This is a genomic window from Ideonella sp. (assembly GCF_036277275.1).
GTDB lineage: Bacteria > Pseudomonadota > Gammaproteobacteria > Burkholderiales > Burkholderiaceae_C > Ideonella.
Window position 1 is genome coordinate 37979 of the sequence record NZ_DASUNH010000175.1, and the last position, 20476, is coordinate 58454.

A 20476-nucleotide genomic window follows, 5' to 3' on the forward strand; every position below is an offset into this window, starting at 1 on the left:
TCAGCCGAGCGACAACATGACGCCCACGTTCGGTGGCACCCGGCCGGCCAGCGCCTGCGCATAGGCCGCCTGCACGGCATCGAACCCTTGGCCATGCCGGACAGTCAACCAGCCGCGCGCGGCCGCCACGAAGCCGCGCCACTGCTCGCTGACGCGCGGCTCGAGGCCGTCGCGGCCCCAGTCCTGCGCGCGCTTGCGCAGCCGATCCGGGGCGAAGAAGAAGATCGGCTTGACGCCCGGCACCCGCGATTTCGCGCGTTCGGTGTCGCGGTGCGCCAGCCCGACCGCGCTGCTGTAGAGCAACCGATCACCGAGGTGTTCGTGCACCCGTTGGCGCAGCGTGGCGCTGCCGGCAAAGTCCACGTAGACCGTGGCCCGGTCGAGCGGCAACGTGGCCAGTTCGTCGTAGGTCACCACCCGGTCGTAGCAGCCGAGCTCGGCAACGAAGCCGCGGTTGCCGGCCGACGTCAGGCCCACCACCTCGACTCCACCGCGTCGATGCAGCAAGAAGGCCAGACCGATCGCCGTCTTCGCCGATGCGCTGGACAGTACGACGCACGTGGCGCCGAAGAAGCCCTCGTCGGCCAGCAAGTCGTCGATCAGGAACGAGGTGATGAACATCGGCCGCAGCAGCGCCTGCAGGTCTTCGTCTTCCCGTCGGTAGCTCGGGTCGCTCGCCGTGCGCAGGTACAGGTTGTAGGCCTTCGGCAGCGCCTGGCGGTGGGCGGTGGCGTCGATGAAGCTGGCCTCACTCAGGCGTTGCGGCCGCAGCCGCAGGTGCGTGGCCATCGGCAGGAAGCCGTAGAGGCGCTCGCCGGGGGCGATGCCGTTGCAGCGTGATTCGACGACATCCGCGAAGCCCCAGACCGGGATGTGCCCCCACCCTTCGGGCGCCGGGTAGAACTGCCAATAGCCGAGGCTGTCGCCGGTCTCGCCGTAGGTGACGTTGTTGGCCGTGAAGGCGAACCGGTCGATCTTCAGCAGAACCTCGCCCTCCTCCATCGGCATCCGAGCCTGTTCGAAGGTGTCGGTTCGCGCCAGGTCGCCGCGCGCGACGACCAAAGAACGGATCGTCTGCATGGGCAGTTCTCCTTGCTTGAAGCGGTTGCGGGCCGAGATGGTGGCAGGCACCGGCCGCCGAAAGTGTCGCCGGCGCGACGGCGGCTCTGAGAAAATGAGCGCCCAAGAGAGAGGGATCCGACAATGAGAATCAGAAAAGCGACCGCCCGCCAATGCCTGGCGGCGGTGGCCGTGCTCGTGGGTTGGTGGTGGTACGGCCGCGCCGAAGCGGCGCCCTGCCGATTCGTGGGTGCGTCGCTGCCGTCCGACACGCAACGCGGGGTGCCTTGTATCGGCGGTTCGGGCAACGGCGGTGCCATCGGCACGTCGTTGACCCGCACCAGTGTGCTGTCCCCGTAAATAACTGCCATCGAGATTCGACCAGATGGGGCGCTCGCAGCGTCGCCAAGCCGGTATCTGCCCGGCTCGTCGTCTCACGATCAACCCCATTGCGGCCCGTCGCAATGACAGTTATTTACGGGACAGAACACCAGGTCCACCTGACGCCCCTGGGAGACCGCGTCTTCCCGATCGACGGCGCCGGGCGCCGAGCATGGACGCCAGAAGCCCGCCGTTGGAATGTCCGCAGGCACGGGCTGGTTGGGATGGGTGGCCCATCGCTAGCGAACTGCCCGATCAGCGGCTGCGCCGCGGCGCAGTATCGACGCGCGCACGGTGCCGCTGGCGCGCCGCGTGGCGCATCACCGAGGTCGCTGGGCGGTACGCCGCACACAGTGGTGGATCTGGTGCCAGAAGCTCGACGCTGATCACCGGATTCAATACCCGATCCCGCGCGCCATCAGCACCGCCAGCACCGGAATCAGCGCGATCAGCGCAGCCTCCCCCAGCATCCACCGGCGCAGCGAGCGCATCGCTGCCGCGTCCGGCACGACGCCCCGTTTGCGCCAGCGGATCAACTGCACGGTGGGCACCGCCGACAGCAAGCCGACGATGACGAAGACACTGATCTTGGCCCAGAACATCTCGTTGCCGGCGTAGTAAGACCAGCCCTTGGCGCCGTAGACGGCGCGGACGAAGCCGGCCACCACCACGCTCATCGACAACATGCCGTAAGCGCCATCGAGCTTGCCCAGCTGACGCAGGCGCCCTGCGTCCGGCGCGGCACCGGTCAGCACCAGCTCGGCAAACAGCACCGCCACGAGCGAGAACACCAGCAGGTGGTGCAGCGAGGCCAGCAAGGCATCCAGGGCAACCGGGGTCATGACTATCTTTCCATTGTCAAGATATGAATGAGCCGATCGTAGGTGCTAAGCTTGACACTGTCAAGTTCGAGTCCCCGTAACGCCGCACCGCGTGTTGCTGATCGCATCGCGCACGCCATTTCCTGCTTTCGACCGATGCCCAAGCCACGTGCCACCGTCGCCGCCGACACCTACCACCATGGCGATCTGCGCCAGGCGCTGATCGACGCCACCGAGTCGATGCTGCAGCAGCATGGCCTGGAGGCCTTCACGCTGCGCGAATGTGCGCGCCGTGCCGGTGTGTCGCATGCGGCGCCGGCCCACCATTTCGGCGATGCGCGTGGCCTGCTCAGCGCCTGCGCCGCCAGCGGGCTGGACCGGCTCGCCGACACGATCGACGGCTACCTCTCGCTCGCGCCGGCTGGCGACACCACCGCCCGCCTGCGTGCGGTCGGCCAGGCCTACATCGACTTCGCGCTGGCCAACCGTGCGCTGTTCCAGCTGATGTTCCGCCGCGACCGGCTGAACCCGCAGGACGACACGCTGCGCGTCGCCGGCAAGCGGGTCGGCGACACGCTGCGCGACGCGATCGACGCGGTGCTGGCCGAGCGCCGGCTGCCAGCCTCGGAGCGAGGTCAGCGCATCTTGCTGGCGTGGTCGCTGGTGCACGGCTACGTGACGCTGGTGCTCGAGCAGCAGACAGGCGAGCTGTTCGGGCTCGATGCGGACCATGGCGAGGCCGCCAGTGCAATGGGCGCCGAGCTGTTGCGCCTGCTGATCGACGGTCTCGCCAACCCCGTTCGGCGCCCAGGGTAAGGCACCACCCTGGGATTCGAAGCCACGGTCCGCAGCGACGAGCCAGCCACGTTGGTCATGCATCCCCCGTTAACAAGTTAAATACACGGCATGTCGATCGGTCGCCACGACCCTGGCCGTTCGCCCGCTGCGGGCGCACGCTCCGCGAGCCTGATGCCGGCCGCGGGCCGCCCGACCTCGGGTTTCCACGGGCAAATCACCGTGCCAATGGCACGGCCGTAACCAGCGGTTGCCGATATTGCCGCGTGGCTGCGAGCTGCCAGGCGCGTCGCTTGCCCGGATGACTAGCATCGATGCACGGGTCAGCAATGACCTTCCCAACTCTGGAGTACTACCCCATGCCTGGCCGTTCGCTGCCACCCGCCTTCAACCCCCTGCACCTGCTCGCCGCCGCCAGCCTTTGCGCCCTGTCCGCCACCACCTGGGCGGCCACCGGCCCGGCAGTGACCATCGACGCCACGGCTGACAACCACGTCATCAGCAACTACATCTACGGCATGAACTTCGCCCCGGAGGCGCTGGCCAAGGAGTTGAAGCTGCCGGTACGTCGCTGGGGCGGCAACCGCACCACGCGCTACAACTGGAAGATCGATGTCGACAACACCGGCAGCGATTGGTACTTCGAGAACATCCCGAACCCGCTGCCCACCGACGGCCGCACGCTGCCCGACGGTTCGGCCGCCGACAAGTTCGTCGAGCAAGACCGCCGCACCGGCACGCAGACGCTGATGACGCTGCCGATGACCGGCTGGGTCGCCAAGCGGCGGCCGCCGAACGACAGCCACCCATTCGACTGCGGCTTCAAGGTCAGCGTCTACGGTGCCCAGCAATCGGTCGACCCGTGGGATACGAACTGCGGCAACGGTGTCAAGACCAATGGCACCAACATCACCGGCAACAACCCGACGGACACGAGCGTGGCAGTCGGCACCCCGTTCGTGCAGGACTGGGTGCGCCACCTGATCGCCAACTACGGCAACGCCAACAACGGTGGCGTGAAGTTCTACAACCTCGACAACGAGCCCGAGCTGTGGCGCCACACGCACCGCGACATCCGCCCGCAGCCGCTGAGCTACGACGAGCTGCGAGACCGTACCTGGGAATACGCCGCCGCCGTGAAGGCGGTGGACCCGGGTGCCCAGACACTGGGGCCGTCGGGCTGGGGCTGGACGGCGTACTTCTATTCCGACCTCGACACCGCTCCGGGCGGTGACTGGTGGAACCACCCGCTGGACCGCAATGCGCATGGCGGTGTGCCGCACGCCGAGTGGTACCTGCAGCAGATGAAGGCCTACGAGCAGCAGCACGGCAAGCGCATCCTCGACTACCTGGACGAGCACTACTACCCGCAGGCCAACGGCGTCTTCTCGAACAACACCGATGCCGCCACCAACGCGCTGCGCCTGCGCTCGACCCGCTCGCTGTGGGACCCCACCTACACCGACGAAAGCTGGATCGCCGACAAGGTCAACCTGATCCCGCGCATGCGCAGCTGGGTGGCCAACAACTACCCCGGCACCAAGCTCGCGATCAGCGAGTACAGCTGGGGTGCGGTGAACCACATCAATGGCGCGCTCGCGCAGGCCGATGTGCTGGGCATCTTCGGTCGCGAACGGCTGGACCTGGCCACGCTGTGGTCGCCGCCGGACACCAACGACGCGGTCGCCTTCGCCTTCCGCATGTACCTGAACGTGGACGGCAAGGGCGGCCGCTTCGGCGCCTACGGCGTGCGCGCCACCAGCGCAGATCAGAGCAAGCTGTCGGTCTATGCCTCGCGCCGCGGCAAGAAGGGCGCGATGACCTTGATCGCAGTCAACAAATCGGGCACGCCATTGAGCAGCAAGATCACGCTCAACCATTTCGCGGCCGGCGCCCACGCCAAGGTCTACCGCTACTCGCCGGCCAACCTGTCGGCGATCCAGCACCTGGCCAACACACCGGTCACGGCAGGCGTGATCAACGCCGAACTGCCTGCCGACTCGATCACGATGTACGTGGTGCCGGTGGCCGCCGCGGCCAATTGACCCCAGCGGCGGCACGCCCTACCCGGCGCGTGCCGACCGCCGCACAATGGCCCGCATGGACTGCACCGTGCGCACGATGCACCGCCACGAGGTGCCGCTCGCGATCGACTGGGCCGCACAGGAAGGCTGGAATCCCGGCCTGCACGACGCCGCGTGTTTCCATGCCGCAGACCCCGGAGGTTTCTTGATCGCCGAGGTCGGCGGTCACCCCGTCGGCTGCGTCAGCGCCGTCTCGTATGCGGGCCGCTTCGGCTTCATCGGCCTGTACATCGTGGCGCCGGCCTGGCGCGGCCAGGGCATCGGCCTGCGCCTGTGGAATGCGGCGATGTCACGGCTGTCCGGCCAGGTGGTCGGCCTCGACGGGGTGCCGGCCCAGCAGGCTAACTACCGCCGCGGCGGCTTCATGCTGGCCTGGAACAACGCCCGCATGTCGGGGGTCGCGGGGCCGAACCCTGAGGGCGCCTCGCGTCGAATCGTCCGGCTGACGGACGTTGATTTCGCGACGCTGTGCCGCAAGGACCGCAGCGTCTTTCCAGCGCCCCGCGACGCCTTTCTGCGCGCCTGGTCCACCATGCCGGACTCGACCGGCCTGGCGTGGCTGGACAACGGCGAGCTGCGCGGCTGGGGCGTGGTGCGGCAGTGCCGCCAGGGGCACAAGATCGGCCCGCTGGTGGCCGACACCCCGGCGATCGCATCGGCCCTGTTCGGTGCCCTTGGTGACGCCTTGCCGGCAGGCGACGCTGTCTTCCTGGACGTGCCGATGCCGAACCGCAATGCCATCGCGTTGGCCGAAGCCAACGGAATGCGCAGCGTGTTCGACACGGCGCGCATGTACACCTACCCGGCGCCTGAGTGCAAGCTCGAAACCGTGTACGGCATCACGACTTTCGAACTCGGCTGAACGCGCTCAAGGGCGCGACAGCGGACGCATCGGGTTAGCACGGCCCGACCCAACCTCCGACAGGCTCCACGAACGTGGGGGGGCCACCGCCGTGGCGGCTCGAATGCCGCGACACTTCCAGGTGCGAAGGACGAAGGAGGGATTCGAGATGAACACAACCATGCATGGTGGGTCTGCTGTATCCCCCGGTGCAACGCTGCCCGCGGCCCGCGGCCCGATCGAGGCGCCATCCACAGCCCCGCCGTTGCTGGCAAGCGCGGTGCTCGGTGCGGGGTTGGCGGGCTGCGGCGGCAGCTCTGACGACGATGTGTCCGCGGCATCGGCTGGCACGCGCCGGCAAGCGCAGCAGGCCTCTGCCGCCAACCGCGTGGCCTACACATCGGAAGAGCTGGCTGCGGCCTTCGCCCCCGACGGCCAGGGCGTCGTCAACGCGCAAGTCGCCGCGCGCTTCCTGGCCCACGCCAGCCATGGGCCCACCGTGTCGACGATGGCCGCCGTGCGCACCAAGGGCCTCGCGCAGTGGATCGAAGACGGCTTTGCCGCGCCGCGTGGCGAGCGCCACGTCGACCGCATCTTTGCGCAACGCGATGCCCTGGGCGGCTGGCTGTACGACATCCCGACATTCGGCCCGCCGAACTCCGAGTTCATGATGAACGAGGCCTGGCGCGCCTTCATGACCGGCCCTGACGCGCTGCGTCAGCGCATCGTCGCCGCGCTGCTCGAGATCTTCGTCATCACCACCCGCGTCGGCATCATCGGGATCGGCCAGAACCAGATCACCGCGGCGGCTTACGTGGACATGCTGAACGACCGCTGCTTCGGCAACTTCCGCGACCTGCTCGAGGGCGTGACGCTCAGCTCGGCGATGGGCGTGTACCTGTCGTACCGCGACAACCTGAAGGCCGAGTACGGGCCGGATGGCGAGCCGACACGCGTGCCGGACGAGAACTACGCGCGCGAGCTGATGCAGCTGTTCTCGATCGGCCTGTACGAGCTGAACGCCGACGGCAGCCTGAAGCTCAGAAAAGGCAAGCCGCGGGAAACCTACACCCAAGACGACGTGTTCAACCTGGCCCGCGTGTTCACGGGTTGGCGCGTGCCCAAGCCTGTGCCCGGCGAGCCGGACATGGCCGAGTGGAGCAAGCCGATGGTCGCTGTGGCGGCCAACCATTCGCCCGAGGAAAAGCGCTTCCTCGGCAAGGTGATTGCGGCCGGCACCAAGCCGGCCAACAGCGTGAAGCGCGCACTGGACACGGTGTTCGCGCATGCCAACGTCGGCCCCTTCATCGGCAAGCAACTGATCCAGCGCCTGGTCACCAGCAACCCCAGCGGCGCCTACGTGGCGCGCGTCTCGGCAGCCTTTGCCGACAACGGCCAGGGTGTGCGCGGTGACATGCGCGCCGTGATCCGCGCGGTGCTGCTGGACCCGGAAGCGCGCGCCGGCGACCAGGGCGGAGGCGACCTCGTCGACCTTCGCGGCAAGGTGCGAGAGCCGATGCTGCGGCTGGTCGCCGTGGCGCGGGCAATGGAAGTCGGCGACCCCGGTACGGTGGTCTTCCCGGTGGCCAACCTGAGCGGCGCTTCCACCGGGATCGGCCAGGCACCGCTGAAGTCGCCGACGGTCTTCAACTTCTTCCGGCCCGGGTATGCGGCGCCGCAGTCCGAGTTGGGAGGGCTGGGCCATGTGGCACCGGAGTTCCAGCTCGTCAACGGGCCGGTGATCGCGGCGTCGATCAACAAGATCAACGAGTTCGTCCGCGACGCGGAGACCTACCTGCTGATCGAGCTGGGACATCTGCGCGGCCTGTCGCCTCGCGCGCTGGTCGAGCGGGTCAGCCTGCTGTTGACCGGCGCCACGGTGCCGGCGCCCGACGTGGACGCATTCACCCAGCTGGTCTCCAGGGTGTCGCCCTTCGACCCCAAGCTGCGCGTGCTGATCGCGCTGCAGCTGGTCGCGTCTTCAGCGGCCTTTCTTGTTCAAGCCTGGTGAGGGGGCGCACGATGAGCCACATTTCCCGTCGCGCCTTCTTGCGCCACGCCAGCCAGTTTGCCGCCCTCGGCGCCGCCGCGCCGCTGGGCCTGAGCCTGGCCTCGATCGGCGCCGCTTCGGCCGCCACCTTGCCCGATGACTACCGCGCGTTGGTCTGCGTGTTCCTCTACGGCGGCAACGACAGTCACAACACCATCGTCAGTTGCGACGAGCCCACGCACGCCCGCTACAGCCAGGCCCGTGGCAGCCTCGCACTGGCCCGCAGCGCGCTGTTGCCCTACCAGTTGGCCCCCGCCCAGGCCTGGCCGGATGCGCAGGCCTTTGCACTGAACCCCGCATTGCAGGCCCTGCTGCCGGTGTTCAACAGCGGCCAGCTCGCGATGGCGATGCGCGTGGGAACCTTGCTGCGGCCGGTGACGCGCGAAGACTTTTTTGCGCAGCGCCACCTGCCGCCCAAACTGATGTCGCACAACGACCAGTTCAGCGAGTGGCAGTCGCTGCTGGCCGAGGGCGCGCAATCGGGCTGGGGCGGCCGCATCGGCGACCTGCTCGCAGCCGACGCCGGCCAGCAGGGCTCGCTGTTCACCGCGATCTCGCTCGACCAGAGCGCGGTGTACTCCACCGGCATGTCGGTCAACGAGTTCATGGTCGCATCGAGCGGGCCGGTGCGCCTGGCCGCGATCCCCGGCGCACCGGGCTCGGACGCAGCGATCTACAACGCGATGACGCGGCCCAGCAGCCACCTGATGCTGCGTGAACTCACGCGGCGAACCCAGGTGGCCGAAAGCGGCGCCGCCCAGCTGCAAACGGCCCTCAGCGGCATTGGCGACTTCGGCCTGCCGCCCACCCTGCTGGGCCTGCAGCTGAACATGGTGGCCAGGTTGATCGCCGCGCGCGCCACGCTGGGCATGAAGCGCCAGACATTCTTCGTCTCGATGAGCGGCTTCGACCTGCACAACGGCATGGCCAGCACACACGGCCCGCTGCTGCAGGAGCTGGGCGATGCGATGGCGGCCTTCCAGACCGCGATGAACAACGCGGGCCTGGGCGACCAGGTCCTGAGCTTCACCGCGTCGGACTTCGGCCGCGCGCTCACCGCCAACGGCGACGGCACCGATCACGGCTGGGCCGGCCATCATGTCGTGATGGGTGGCGCGGTCAAGCCGCGTCAATGGGTCGGCGCGGCGCCGCGCTGCGAACTCGGCGCGCCCGACGAAGTTGGCCAGGGCCGCATGCTGCCGGCGATTTCGGTCGACCAGCTCGGCGCCACGCTGGCCACCTGGATGGGCGTGCCGGACAGCGACCTGGCCACGGTGTTCCCCCACATCGGCGAGTTTTCACAGCGCACGCTCGACCTGTTGCGCTGACAAGCGCGCAGCGCCGCAACACCACACCGGGCCCGCACGAGTCACTCGCGCAGGCCCGACCTTCTTGGTGCCTGTCGCAACCTTGTCGCCGCTCGCGGCCGACAAAACTGCATCCCTCCAAGCCCGGGTCGCGCCGGCGCTCGTGCGTTTCCGACAGGCGACTTGGCGAGAAAGGCCTGTCAATCCAGAACGACGCCCAGTGACCTAACGTTTTTGTGCAGATGAATGCGCAGCGGCCCGCACGATCCGCACAGATCATCACGATCCTTCAACGCAGCCGGTGTGCCGAAGGGCAAACGCTATTGACGTGGCAAGCCCCTCGCAAAGATAAAGGCGTCACCTCAGTAACACCTTCTAACGCTCTTTATGAAGTACCGCCGTAGCTTGAATCTGCTGATGATTTCGCTGCTCGCCGGCCTCGCCGGCTGCGCCACGCAGGTGCGTTTCGAGTCCGACCCGCCAGGCGCCGAAATCGTCTACGAACGCAAGGGCCAAACGCTCGGAACCGCACCGTTCGACCTCAGCATCAAGGACCAGTTCGGCTGGTTCAGCGTCTACCGCTTCACGGCCAAACTGGAAGGCTACGAGCCGGTCACGCTTGAGTTCCGCGAACGCTCGCCGCTCGATGCCCAACAGGTGGTGCCCTCCCTGGTCCGCTTCGACATGAAGGCCAAGGGGGCGTCCAGCGCAGCCGCCGCGTCGAGCGCGACGGAGTAAGTGCTTCACCCGGGCCTGACGCTTCAGGCCGGGTCTTTCTCGTAAGCGACAAGACCTGCCGGCAATTGAACCCACGGGTGCCGCCGGCAGTCGTAGACCGACACCTGGGGTGGCGGGAAACCCGGGTCGGCAAAGGCGCCCACTGCCACACTCACGCCGCCCTCCATACCCTCTTCAGTGTGGAACAGGTTGGTTCCGCAGACGGGACAGAACCGGAAGATGAACCGGGCTCCTTGATCGCCGGTGCGGACGTACTCGGTCGCCTCACCGGTGACCTGGTACGACCCCGCAAAGCCTGCCAGCGCCGCAAAGACACTGCCCGTCCTGCGCTGGCACGCCAGACAATTGCAGATGCCGACGCCCCTCGGCTCGCCCTGGACTTCGATGCTCAGTTGGCCGCAGGTGCAGGACGCTGTTCGCGTTGTCATCTCGATCTCGTCAAAGGTTGCCGGCAACGACGCTCACCGCTCGCGACCGGTCTTCAGGCTCCTGCGCCGCCGGCGCCACATATTGCCATTGCCGGCGGAACCAGAGCGCCTGCGGAAAAAGCCTGCGCAGATCGCTCCACACAGGCGCCAGGCAAGGAAGATGACGCCAGCCGCCGGTCAGAACCCGTCGAGCACCGCCTTGCCGATGGCGCGACCGCTTTCGACGTGGGCCTGGGCTTCGCGCAACGTGGCCACGCTGAGCCGGCCGAAGTGGCGCGTCATCGTGCTGCGCAGCGTGCCGGCGTCGATGGCGGCGGCCACCTGGACCAGCAGCTCGCCTTGCTTGGTGATGTCGTCGGTCTGGAAGCGGCTGCGGGTGAACATCATTTCCCAGTGCAGCGAGAGCGACTTCGCCTTCAGCGGTCGCGCATCGATCGGCTCATTGGAGTCGTCGATCAGCGCCAGCTTGCCTTGCGGGGCCAGCGCATTGATCAGCGCAGCGTAGTGCTGCTGCGTCTGCGTCAGGCTGGCCACCAGGTGCACCGGGCCCAGGCCGGCCGCGGCCAACGCCTGGTCCAGCGGCTGGCTGTGGTCGATCACGTGGTGGGCCCCCATTTCCTGCACCCAGGCTTGCGTGTCCGGCCGCGACGCGGTGCCGATCACCTCCAGCTGCGTCAGCTTGCGCGCCAACTGGACCAGGATCGAACCCACACCGCCGGCGGCACCGACCACCAGCAGGCGCTGGCCTTGCCCGCCGCCAGGCGCGACGCCCAGGCGATCGAACAGCATCTCCCAGGCGGTGATGGCGGTCAGCGGCAAAGCCGCGGCGTGGGCGAAATCGAGCGTGGCCGGCATGCGGCTGGCGATGCGCGCATCAACCACCTGCCGCTCAGCGTTGCTGCCTTGGCGGTCCAGTGCGCCGGCGTACCAGACGCGGTCACCGGCGGCAAAACCCTGAACGGCGGGACCGACCGCCAGCACGGTACCGGCCGCGTCCCAGCCCAGCACGCGCACCTGGCCTTCGGGCACTGGCATGCCGGCACGCACCTTCACGTCGACGGGGTTGACGGACACGGCTTTCACCTGCACCAGCAAGTCATTCGGGCCCGGCATGGGCTCGGGCAGGTCGACCAGTTCCAGCGCGTCGGCGGCACTCAGCGGCGCGGGCTGGCGGTGGGCAATGGCTTTCATGAAGGTTCCTTTCGATCTGGCAGTCGGGTGACAACGGGCTGCATCGTGCCGGACTCTCTGGCAACAAACCAGACGTGGCAGACTGCGTCATTCACAAACGGCATTTGTCAATTGAAAGGACTGCGATGCCACGCCGCGCCCGTTCCGTGCCACCTCCGCAGTTGCCGCTGGAGCTGCCGTCGCTGCGGTTGGCGCTGCGCGTGGCCGAGCTGGGCAGCGTGGCCGCCGCCGCGCGCGAGGCCGATCTGCTGCCGGCCACCGCCACCGCGGCGGTACGCCGGCTGGAGGCGCAGCTGGGCGCGGCCCTGTTCACCCGCAACACCCGGGCGCTGAAAGCCACCGTCGAGGGCGGCCTGTTCCTCGAACGTGCGCGGCATGCGTTGGCGCTGCTGGACCAAGGCACCGCCGAGCTGCATGCGCCGCTGACGCAGGTGCGCGGCACCTTGCGCCTGTCGGTGTCGACCGACCTGGGGCTTCATGTGCTGCGTCCGATGCTGGACGAGTTCATGGCGCTGCACCCGCAGTTGCAGCTGGAACTGCGCGTCAGTGACCGGGTCAGCGACATCGGCCGCGAACCGGTCGACGTGGCGCTGCGTTACGGCGTGCCGGCGTCGGGCGAGCAGATCGTGCGGTTAATGGCGGACAACACCGCGGTGCTGGTCGCATCCCCCGCGTACCTGGAGCGCGCCGGCACGCCGCACAACCCCACCGAACTGGCCACGCACCACGGTATCGTGCTGCGCCTGTCAGGCCGGCCGGGCCATGTGTGGACGCTTTTTCGCGGCGAAGAGAGCGTCGACATTCAACCCCGCGTGCGGCGCGCCGCCGACAACGGCCTGCTGGCCCGGCTGTGGGCGCTGGACGGCCACGGCGTGGTGCTGAAGTCGCGGCTCGACGTGGCCGACGATCTGCTGGCCGGCCGGCTGGTGCGGGTGCTGCCCGGCTATGAAAGCCAGCCCTATCCACTGACGATGGTGTTCGCCCGCGGCACGCACCTGAGCGCGCGCATGCGGGCGTTGGCCGACTTTCTGCACCCGCGGCTGCAGGCGCTGGCCGCCAGCGTCAGGGGAAACTGAAGTTCACCGGCGGCACCGCCACGCGGGTGTCGATCGGCTGGGTCTTCACCACCCCGTCGGACTCCGCCTCCAGTGTGTACAGGCCCGCTGCCGCCGCGTCGGCCGTGAAGGTGATCGAGGTCGGTGACGGCACGTAGGCCGTCTTCAGTGGCGCATCGATCGGCAGGGCCAGCGTGTAGGCACCGGTCAGGCTGTCGACCAGGCCGAAGCTCACCTCCACCGTCGGCCCGGCAGTGAAGCTCTGCAGCGCCCGCACCGCGGCGGTAGCAGGCGCCAGCGTGCCAACCACCGGGCGCAGGCCCAACGGCGCCGGGCCCGGCACGATCGGCACCATTGCGCTGTTGACGTAGGTGTAGTCGACCGTGTCGGTCGGCACGCCGGTCATCACGGCGGTGGCCCGACCTTCGGCGGTGATCACCAAGTCGTAGGTGCCCACGGGTACCGGGTACAGCACGAACTTGCCGTTGCCGTCGGGCGCGGTCGTCTTGACGGCCATGCCGTCGACCTGCACCGAAACGCGCGTGTCGGCCATCGACAGTGCCGGATCGACATAACCCACCACGCCCTGGCCAGCGGTCGTCAGCAGCGGGATCGCCTGGATCACCGGCTTCAGCTTGTAGTGGCCCGAGTTGCCGGCCTTGACGACCGACTTGCAGGCGTCGAAGTCGAGCACCACGTCCATCACCTGGTCAGCGCTCACCGTGGCATCGAGGTTGATCTTCACGCCGCTCTGCTGCCCGCTGGGCGTGTCGAGCGCGGTTTCATCCTCACCGGTGGGCACCACCGAGTTGGCCAGCGGCGAAGCGTGGTCGTTCTCGGCCAGCACCAGGCGCATCTGTGTGTAGCTGCCTGCCGTCAGCGGCAGCTCGCCGAGCGACTCGATCACGCCGTTCTGCAGCGTCAGCAGGTCGACCCGTCGCACCGGGTTCAGCACCAGCTCGGACCAGCCCGCATCGTTGTCGCCGGCATCGGCACTCTGGTGCACGCGCACCTTGACGATCGAGATGTTGACCTCGTCGTAGCCGCAGGAGGGCGCATCGGTCAGCCCGATTCTCATCGTCCCGGTGCCACCGATGCCACCACCGCCGCCACTGCCACCACCACCACAGGCCACCAACAGCGAAGTGACGATCCCGCCCACCAGGGCCTTCCAACGACGAAGCTTCATGTTTCTTCTCCAATGAAATTCGGGTCCTGCTTCAAGGAACCGTCCAGCGGCTCTTCGAAGTAGTAGACGCCCAGGCCCACCCGCGCGGCGCGCGGCTCTGGGCCGTCTTCGGGCACACCGGTGTCATGCTCTTGCAGCCACCGGTCCATGCGCTCCAGCAAGGCTTGCGCCTGCACCGCCGTCAGCCTGCGCAAGGCCGGCAAATGCGATGCCTCGATGCGGTGGTACATGACCTTGCGCTGGAAGCGTGGTTCGGTCTTGCCATGGTCGATGTTGTGTTCGATCGTGGCGATCAAGTCGGCCACGTCGGCGCCGAGGATCGCGAGCTTGTCGGCCACGCTGGTGGCCGGCACGTAGGCGCGCGTCAACGGCTCGATGCGCCCGTCAGTGTGCCGGCGCACGGCACCGACGCGCAACAGCTCGTCGAGCACCGCCCGTGCAGGCACGTCACCGCTGTGGCGGCGCACCAGCTCTGCAAAGCTGCGCGGCCCTTCGTCGCGCAGCCAGCGCGGCGAGCCGTCGCTCTCGGTGAAGTCGATGTCGCGCAGCCAACCGGTCAGCACCCGGGCCGCGCGGTTGTAGCGCTCCCCCGGCTCGGCCCCGTCGCCGGACCGCTCGGCCAACAGGCGAGCAACCTCTTTGCGGGTCAGTCCCGACAAGATCGCCGCCCGGGACATCGACGGTGCCTTGCCTTCAATACCGAAGTCCTTCATCGCCACCTCCACAAACACGCGCTTGGCAATCTCTTCAAAGGCGATGAAGGACATGGACTGCCGAAGCAACAGGCGGAACAGCGGTCGCAACAAGGTGGCGACCGCTGTTTCCAGAACCCGTTGAGCGCGTACCAGCGTGGTCATTGTTGGGAAAATTTTCCCAAATTTTTCACACCCTGGAGATCCGGAGATGTATGGACATGTCGCCGTCAGGGTTGTCCGCCGCCGGTGTCCGGCCGACTGTCCGCGGACACTCGGTCGACCGCGACACGGTTCCGCAAGCCGTTGATTTCATTCAGGAAAGTTTCTACGGAGTGGTTGGTATGGACTTTGCGAACTTCCAGCCCATCGAGACGACCGACACAACGCCGGACACCATGATTCGTGACACCTCCGCGCAAGACCGGGTGCTGACACCCGAACCGACCTGGCGCCGCCGCAAGACGCTGGCGATGGCCGCCGCCGGGCTGGCGCTGGCTGGGCTGGGGGCCTGGGGATGGCCGGCGCTTTCGCGCGGGCTGTCTGGCCAGAACTCGGTCAGCCTTGGGCGGCTGGCCGTCGCCGAGGTTGGCCGTGGCCCGCTGACGCGTGATGTGGCAGGTGAAGGCAAGGTCGTCGCCGCCGTCAGCCCGACGCTGTATGCGGGTAGCGCGGGCACGGTGACGCTGTCGATCCAGGCCGGTGACCAGGTCAAGCGAGGGCAGGCGCTGGCGCGCATTGCCAGCCCGGAACTGGCCGCCAAGCTGGCGCAAGAGCGTTCGAATGCCGACGCGCTGCAAAGCGAAGCGCTGCGTGCCGCGGCCGATGCGCGGCAGCAGCGCGCCATGGCGCAGGGCCAACTCGACACGGCGGCCATTGCCTACAAGACCGCACAGAACGAGCTCGCGCGCCAGACCCAGGCCTTCGAGGCCGGCGCCACCGCCCGCGCGCAGGTCGACCAGGCACGCGATGCGGTCGAACGCGCGCAGGTCGCACTGAAGCAGGCCCAGCAGCTGCTGAACCTCAAAGACGACGCGATGCGCTTCGAGCTGCAGGCCAAGCGCCAGGCCTTCGAGCGCCAACAGCTGCTGGTCAGGGACATCGAGCGCCAGAGCGATGAACTGACCGTGCGCTCGCCGGTCGACGGCCAGGTCGGCCAGTTGTTCATCAGCGACCGCATGAGCGTGGCCAAGGACGCCAGGCTGCTGACCGTGGTCGACCTGTCGCAGCTCGAGGTGCAGATGCAGGTTGCCGAGAGTTTCGCCCGCGAGCTGCAGCCGGGCATGCCGGGCCAGATCAGCGGCAACGGGCAGCAGTGGAAGGGCAGGGTCAGCTCGGTGTCGCCCGAGGTCGTCAACAACGAAGTCGCCGCGCGACTGCGCTTCGACGGCGCGCTGCCCGAGCAACTGCGCCAGAACCAGCGGCTGTCAGTACGGGTGCTGCTGGACCAGCGCGACAACGTGCTGAGCGTCGCCCGCGGCAGCTTTGTCGACGAAGGCGGCGGCCGCGTCGCCTATGTGCTGCGCGACGGCGTGGCCGAGAAGCGCGCCATCCGGCTCGGCGCGCAAAGCCTGTCCAAGGTCGAGGTGCTCGACGGGCTTCAATCCGGCGAGCAGATCGTGATCTCCGGCACCGACAACTTCCGCGGCGCCGAGCGCGTCGTGGTCAGCCCCTGACGCCCCGCACACCGATTCACGAGAGACGAGAAAGAAGAGGAAAGCCACATGCTGAAGATGCAATCCCTGTCCAAGGTCTACCGCACCGAGATGGTCGAAACCTATGCGCTGCGCAATTTCGACCTCGAGGTGAAAGCCGGCGAATTCGTCGCCGTGACCGGCCCGTCAGGCTCGGGCAAGACCACTTTCCTGACCATCGCCGGCCTGTTGGAGGCCTTCACCGGTGGTCGCTACGAACTGGACGGTGTCGACGTCAGCCGCATGGGCGACGACGAGCGCTCGCGCATCCGCAACCAGAAGATCGGCTTCATCTTCCAGGCCTTCAACCTGATCCCGGACCTGAACGTCATCGACAACATCGAGGTGCCGCTGCGCTACCGCGGGTTGCCGAACGCCGAGCGCCGCCAGCGCGTGGCCGATGCGCTGGCCCGCGTGGGCCTGTCGGCACGCGCCAAGCACTACCCGAGCGAGCTGTCGGGCGGCCAGCAGCAGCGCGTCGCGATCGCCCGGGCGCTGGCGGGCAGCCCCAAGCTGCTGCTGGCCGACGAGCCGACCGGCAACCTCGACAGCCAGATGGCGCGCAGCGTGATGGACCTGCTCGAAGAGCTGCACCTCGAAGGCGCGACGATCGTGATGGTCACGCACGACCCGCAGTTGGCTGCGCGCGCGCAGCGCAACGTGCACGTGATCGACGGCCAGGTGGTCGACATCGCGGCCGAGCTGAACCTGGATCCGTCGATGCTGCGGCCGAGCACCGTGCCGGCATTGTGACGATGCGCTTTCGTTTCGCCATCACCGCGCTGGCGGTGGCCTGGGCACAAGCCGCGTCGGCCGAGGACTTGCTGCAGGTCTACGCTCTGGCACGCGCAGCCGACCCGGTGCTGGCATCGGCCGACGCACAGCGTGGCGTGCAACGCGAGCTGGCCGTGCAGGCCCGCGCGGCGCTGCTGCCGCAGTGGCAGCTGAACGCCACCGAGACCCGTGACCAGCAAGACGGCTCGCGCAGCCGCGAGCTCGGCAGCAGTCTCAGCCAGACCCTGTTCGACCTCGGCAAGCTGCGCAGCTGGGACGCCGAGCGCACCCTCGAATCGGCGCAAGACCTGCGCGTGCGTGCCGCCGAGCAGGCCTTGTGCGCACGCCTGGCCACGGCCTACTTCGGTGTGCTGTCGGCCCAGGCGACGCTGGCCACGACCAAGGCCAACGAAGACGCGTTCGCGGCGCAGGTGGCGCAGGCGCAAAAGCGCTTCGACGCCGGCCTGTCGGCGCAGGTCGATGTCGAGCAGGCCCGCGCGTACCACGCGCTGGCGCGCGGCTCCACCGTGCAGGCGCAGCAGGCGCTGGCCGATGCACGCGAGGCCTTGATCCAGCTCACTGGCCAGACGCCTGGCGAATTGCACCCGCTGGCGCCCGAGCTGCCGGCGCTACTGCCCGAGCCGGCGCAGCCGCAAGCGTGGGTCGACGAGGCCCTGCGCAGCAACCCGCAGCTTCAGTCGCAACGGCGCATCGTCGAGGCCAGCGAGCAGCGAATCGGTGCTGCGCGCGCCGCACATTGGCCCACGCTCAGCGCCGGGCTGGACAGCGCGCGCGCCAGCGGCGCCGGTATCAGCGACGAACAGCGCCGCGGCGGCACGCAGTTCGCGCTGCGGCTCACCGTGCCGCTGTTCGCCGGCGGCGCCACGCAGTCGCAGTTGCGCCAAGCCGGCTACCAACGCGACCTCGCGCGCGACGACTACGAAGTGGCCCGCCGCGCGCTGGTGCGCGAGACCCAGGCGCAGTACCAGGCGGTGGCGTCTGGCGTTGCGCTGCTCGAAAGCACCCGCGCCGCGGTCAACGCGGCCGACCAGGCACTCACCTCGACCCGCGCCGGCCAGGGCCTGGGCACGCGCACGATGACCGACCTGCTGCTGGCGATCCAGACCCAGGCCGCGGCGCAGAACGCGCACGACCAGGCACGCCACGGCTATGTGCTGGCCCGGCTGCTGCTGCAACAAGCAGCCGGCGCCCTCGGCGAGCCCGAGCTGGCCGCCGTCAACCAACTGCTCTCGAAGGGGACCCTTTGATGCTCGCCTATTACTTCGACCTTGCGCTGCGCAGCTTCAAGTCGGCGCGTGGCCTGAGCCTGCTGATGGTGATTGCGCTGGGCCTCGGCATCGGCGCCTGCATGACCACGCTGACCGTTTACCGCGTGCTGTCGGGCGACCCGATCCCGAGCAAGAGCGCACGGCTGTTCGACGTCGAGCTGGACTCGGCCAGCATGGTGGGCTACCAGCCCGGCGAGGAGCCGACCTTTCAGCTCACGCGCTTCGACGCCGAAGCCTTGCTGCGCGCCAAACGCGCCAAACGCCAGGCGATGATGTCCGGTGCCAATGTGCCGGTTCAACCCGACTCGGCGTCGATCAAGCCCTTCTATGCCGCGGCGCGCTATACCTCGGCCGACTTCTTCGCGATGTTCGAAACGCCGTTCCTGTTCGGCGGCAGCTGGGACGCTCAGGCTGATGAGGCACAGGCCCGCATCGCGGTGATCTCGCGCGAGCTCAACGACAAGCTCTTCGGCGGCGAAAACAGCGTGGGCCGCGAGCTGCGCGTCCGCAGCGTCGCGATGCGCGTGGTCGGCGTGCTGAACGACTGGCGACCTGTACCGCACTTCTATGACATGACGATGGGCATGACCGAGTACGAGCAGGTGCTGCTGCCCTTCTCCACCGCGATGGGCCTGAAGTTCGGCACCTCGGGCAACACGAACTGTTGGGGCAACACCGGCGGCGCCAGCCCGCGCGACCTGAACGCGCCGTGCAGCTGGGTCCAGTACTGGGTCGAGCTGGAGTCACCGGGCGACGCTGCGGCCTTCCGCGACTACCTGGTGCAGTACTCCGAAGAACAACGCCGTGCCGGCCGCTTCGAACGGCCGGCCAATGTGCGCCTGCGCAACGTGACCGATTGGCTGGCGCATCGAAAAGTGTTGCCCGGCGACGTGCGGCTGCAGGTCTGGCTGGCATTCGGCTTCCTGCTGGTGTGCCTGACCAACACCGTGGGCCTGCTGCTGGCCAAGTGCCTGCGCCGCTCGGCCGAGATCGGCGTGCGCCGCGCGCTGGGCGCGACCAAGCGGGCGATCTTTGCGCAGTTCCTGGTCGAGGCCGGCACACTGGGTCTGGCCGGTGGCCTGCTGGGGCTGCTGCTGGCGGTGCTGGGCCTGTGGCTGGTGCGGCACAGCCCGGCCGACTATGCGCCGCTGGTGCAGATGGACTGGCCGATGCTGGCGCTGACGTTGCTGCTCGCGCTGGCCGCCAGTGTCATCGCCGGCCTGCTGCCGGCCTGGCGTGCCGCCAACGTCACCCCGGCCCAACAACTGAAGACGCAATAAGGAGGCAAGCACCATGGACATCCTGCCCATTCTCTCGACGCTGCGCCGCCACAAGACGGCCGCCAGCCTGATCGTGATCGAGATCGCATTGACCAGCGCGATCGTCTGCAACGCGTTGCACCTGATCAGCCAGCGCTTCGATGTGTTGAACCACGACAGCGGCCTGCCCGAAAACGAACTCGTCGTGTTGAACGCGCGCGGCACCGGCGGCCCGGCGAATGCTGAAGACGTCACCGCGCAAGACATGCTTGCGCTGCGCCAGTTGCCAGGTGTCAAGAGCGCCGCGATCGTCAACCAGCTGGTCTACGGCGGCAACAGCAACAACAGCGACGTGCGCAAGAGCGAAGACAGGAACGGCCCTCGCTTCGCCACATCGTTCTATTCCGGCGGCGAGCAGACGCTGGCGACGATGGGGCTGAAGCTGGTCGAAGGCCGTGACTTCAAGCCCGAGGAGTACCAAGCCGGCTCGGCGGTGGACCAGCAGGAGAATCCGAACGTCGGCCAGGTCATCATCAACCGCGCACTGGCCGAGAAGCTGTACCCCGGCCAATCGGCCGTCGGCCAGGTGATGTATGGCTACGGCGACCTGCCGTCGACGGTGGTCGGTGTCGTCGAGCGCCTGACCCACCCCTACCCCAGCAAGGCCAAGCATGACGAAGGCAACGCGATGCTCTTTCCGGTGCGACCGAGCTTTCGCGGCGGCAACTACATCGTTCGTGTCGACCCGGCCCAGCGTGAGGCGGTGCTGAAGGCCGCGACCGGGATCATCGAGCGCGTCGACGCCACGCGCATCGTGACCCAAGCCAAG

The 20476-nt window shown here is 68.1% G+C and carries 19 protein-coding genes; 13 read left to right on the plus strand and 6 right to left on the minus strand.

The genetic code is table 11. The annotated features are described in order from the left end of the window. Entirely contained in the window at positions 1-1080 is a 1080-nt protein-coding gene (locus tag VFY73_RS30205; RefSeq protein ID WP_329725310.1) for a DUF2855 family protein, read from the minus strand. 123 nt (positions 1081-1203) lie between these two features. Here VFY73_RS30205 and VFY73_RS30210 point away from each other — a divergent pair, with 123 nt between their 5' ends. After that, positions 1204-1419, plus strand: a complete 216-nt coding sequence (locus tag VFY73_RS30210) for a hypothetical protein (protein ID WP_329725311.1) — start codon at positions 1204-1206, stop codon at positions 1417-1419. A gap of 416 nt (positions 1420-1835) precedes the next feature. On the opposite strand, the gene VFY73_RS30215 is transcribed toward VFY73_RS30210, so the two are convergent. Then, positions 1836-2282 (minus strand): DUF2214 family protein, encoded by a 447-nt coding sequence (locus tag VFY73_RS30215; RefSeq protein ID WP_329725312.1) that lies wholly within the window; start codon positions 2280-2282, stop codon positions 1836-1838. 135 nt (positions 2283-2417) lie between these two features. Between VFY73_RS30215 and VFY73_RS30220 the strand changes: the two genes are divergently transcribed. From VFY73_RS30220 to VFY73_RS30245, 6 genes are all read left to right on the plus strand, one after another. After that, positions 2418-3077 carry a TetR/AcrR family transcriptional regulator gene (locus VFY73_RS30220; protein WP_329725313.1) on the plus strand — a complete coding sequence of 220 codons (660 nt, stop codon included), beginning with the start codon at positions 2418-2420 and terminating at the stop codon, positions 3075-3077. A gap of 338 nt (positions 3078-3415) precedes the next feature. Further along, positions 3416-5101 (plus strand): glycoside hydrolase family 44 protein, encoded by a 1686-nt coding sequence (locus VFY73_RS30225; RefSeq protein WP_329725314.1) that lies wholly within the window; start codon positions 3416-3418, stop codon positions 5099-5101. 55 nt (positions 5102-5156) lie between these two features. Then, positions 5157-6002 carry a GNAT family N-acetyltransferase gene (locus tag VFY73_RS30230; protein WP_329725315.1) on the plus strand — a complete coding sequence of 282 codons (846 nt, stop codon included), beginning with the start codon at positions 5157-5159 and terminating at the stop codon, positions 6000-6002. 148 nt (positions 6003-6150) lie between these two features. Then, positions 6151-7992: a DUF1800 domain-containing protein gene (locus VFY73_RS30235; protein ID WP_329725316.1), complete on the plus strand. Its 1842-nt coding sequence runs from the start codon at positions 6151-6153 to the stop codon at positions 7990-7992. Between the two features lie 11 nt (positions 7993-8003). Continuing rightward, positions 8004-9359 carry a DUF1501 domain-containing protein gene (locus VFY73_RS30240; protein WP_329725317.1) on the plus strand — a complete coding sequence of 452 codons (1356 nt, stop codon included), beginning with the start codon at positions 8004-8006 and terminating at the stop codon, positions 9357-9359. A 396-nt stretch (positions 9360-9755) separates the two neighbouring features. Continuing rightward, complete coding sequence (locus VFY73_RS30245; RefSeq protein WP_329725318.1) at positions 9756-10076, plus strand: hypothetical protein; 321 nt, start codon at positions 9756-9758, stop codon at positions 10074-10076. 23 nt (positions 10077-10099) lie between these two features. Here VFY73_RS30245 and VFY73_RS30250 read toward each other — a convergent pair whose 3' ends face one another. Continuing rightward, positions 10100-10504: a GFA family protein gene (locus VFY73_RS30250; protein WP_329725319.1), complete on the minus strand. Its 405-nt coding sequence runs from the start codon at positions 10502-10504 to the stop codon at positions 10100-10102. Positions 10505-10681: 177 nt separating this feature from the next. Continuing rightward, positions 10682-11695 (minus strand): zinc-binding alcohol dehydrogenase family protein, encoded by a 1014-nt coding sequence (locus tag VFY73_RS30255; protein WP_329725320.1) that lies wholly within the window; start codon positions 11693-11695, stop codon positions 10682-10684. Positions 11696-11820: 125 nt separating this feature from the next. On the opposite strand from VFY73_RS30255, the gene VFY73_RS30260 reads away from it, so the two are divergent. Beyond that, on the plus strand, positions 11821-12771 hold the full coding sequence (locus tag VFY73_RS30260) for a LysR family transcriptional regulator (protein WP_329725321.1): 951 nt from the start codon (positions 11821-11823) through the stop codon (positions 12769-12771). Here the strand turns inward: VFY73_RS30260 and VFY73_RS30265 are convergent. Beyond that, positions 12758-13939, minus strand: coding sequence for a DUF4382 domain-containing protein (locus VFY73_RS30265; RefSeq protein ID WP_329725322.1), 1182 nt, complete (start codon positions 13937-13939; stop codon positions 12758-12760). The two genes, VFY73_RS30260 and VFY73_RS30265, sit on opposite strands and share 14 nt — an antisense overlap. Then, positions 13936-14796, minus strand: a complete 861-nt coding sequence (locus VFY73_RS30270) for a DUF6502 family protein (RefSeq protein WP_329725323.1) — start codon at positions 14794-14796, stop codon at positions 13936-13938. Before VFY73_RS30270 ends, VFY73_RS30265 begins: the two co-directional genes overlap by 4 nt. Positions 14797-14975: 179 nt before the next feature. Here VFY73_RS30270 and VFY73_RS30275 point away from each other — a divergent pair, with 179 nt between their 5' ends. The 5 genes from VFY73_RS30275 to VFY73_RS30295 form a co-directional block, all read left to right on the plus strand. Further along, entirely contained in the window at positions 14976-16307 is a 1332-nt protein-coding gene (locus tag VFY73_RS30275) for an efflux RND transporter periplasmic adaptor subunit (RefSeq protein WP_329725324.1), read from the plus strand. A gap of 48 nt (positions 16308-16355) precedes the next feature. Beyond that, positions 16356-17078, plus strand: a complete 723-nt coding sequence (locus tag VFY73_RS30280; RefSeq protein ID WP_329725325.1) for an ABC transporter ATP-binding protein — start codon at positions 16356-16358, stop codon at positions 17076-17078. A gap of 2 nt (positions 17079-17080) precedes the next feature. Next, on the plus strand, positions 17081-18367 hold the full coding sequence (locus VFY73_RS30285; protein ID WP_329725326.1) for a TolC family outer membrane protein: 1287 nt from the start codon (positions 17081-17083) through the stop codon (positions 18365-18367). Next, positions 18367-19668 carry an ABC transporter permease gene (locus VFY73_RS30290; protein ID WP_329725327.1) on the plus strand — a complete coding sequence of 434 codons (1302 nt, stop codon included), beginning with the start codon at positions 18367-18369 and terminating at the stop codon, positions 19666-19668. Before VFY73_RS30285 ends, VFY73_RS30290 begins: the two co-directional genes overlap by 1 nt. A 13-nt stretch (positions 19669-19681) precedes the next feature. Further along, positions 19682-20476 (plus strand): ABC transporter permease (locus VFY73_RS30295; protein ID WP_329725328.1); only part of this gene is annotated, 795 nt, incomplete at its 3' end.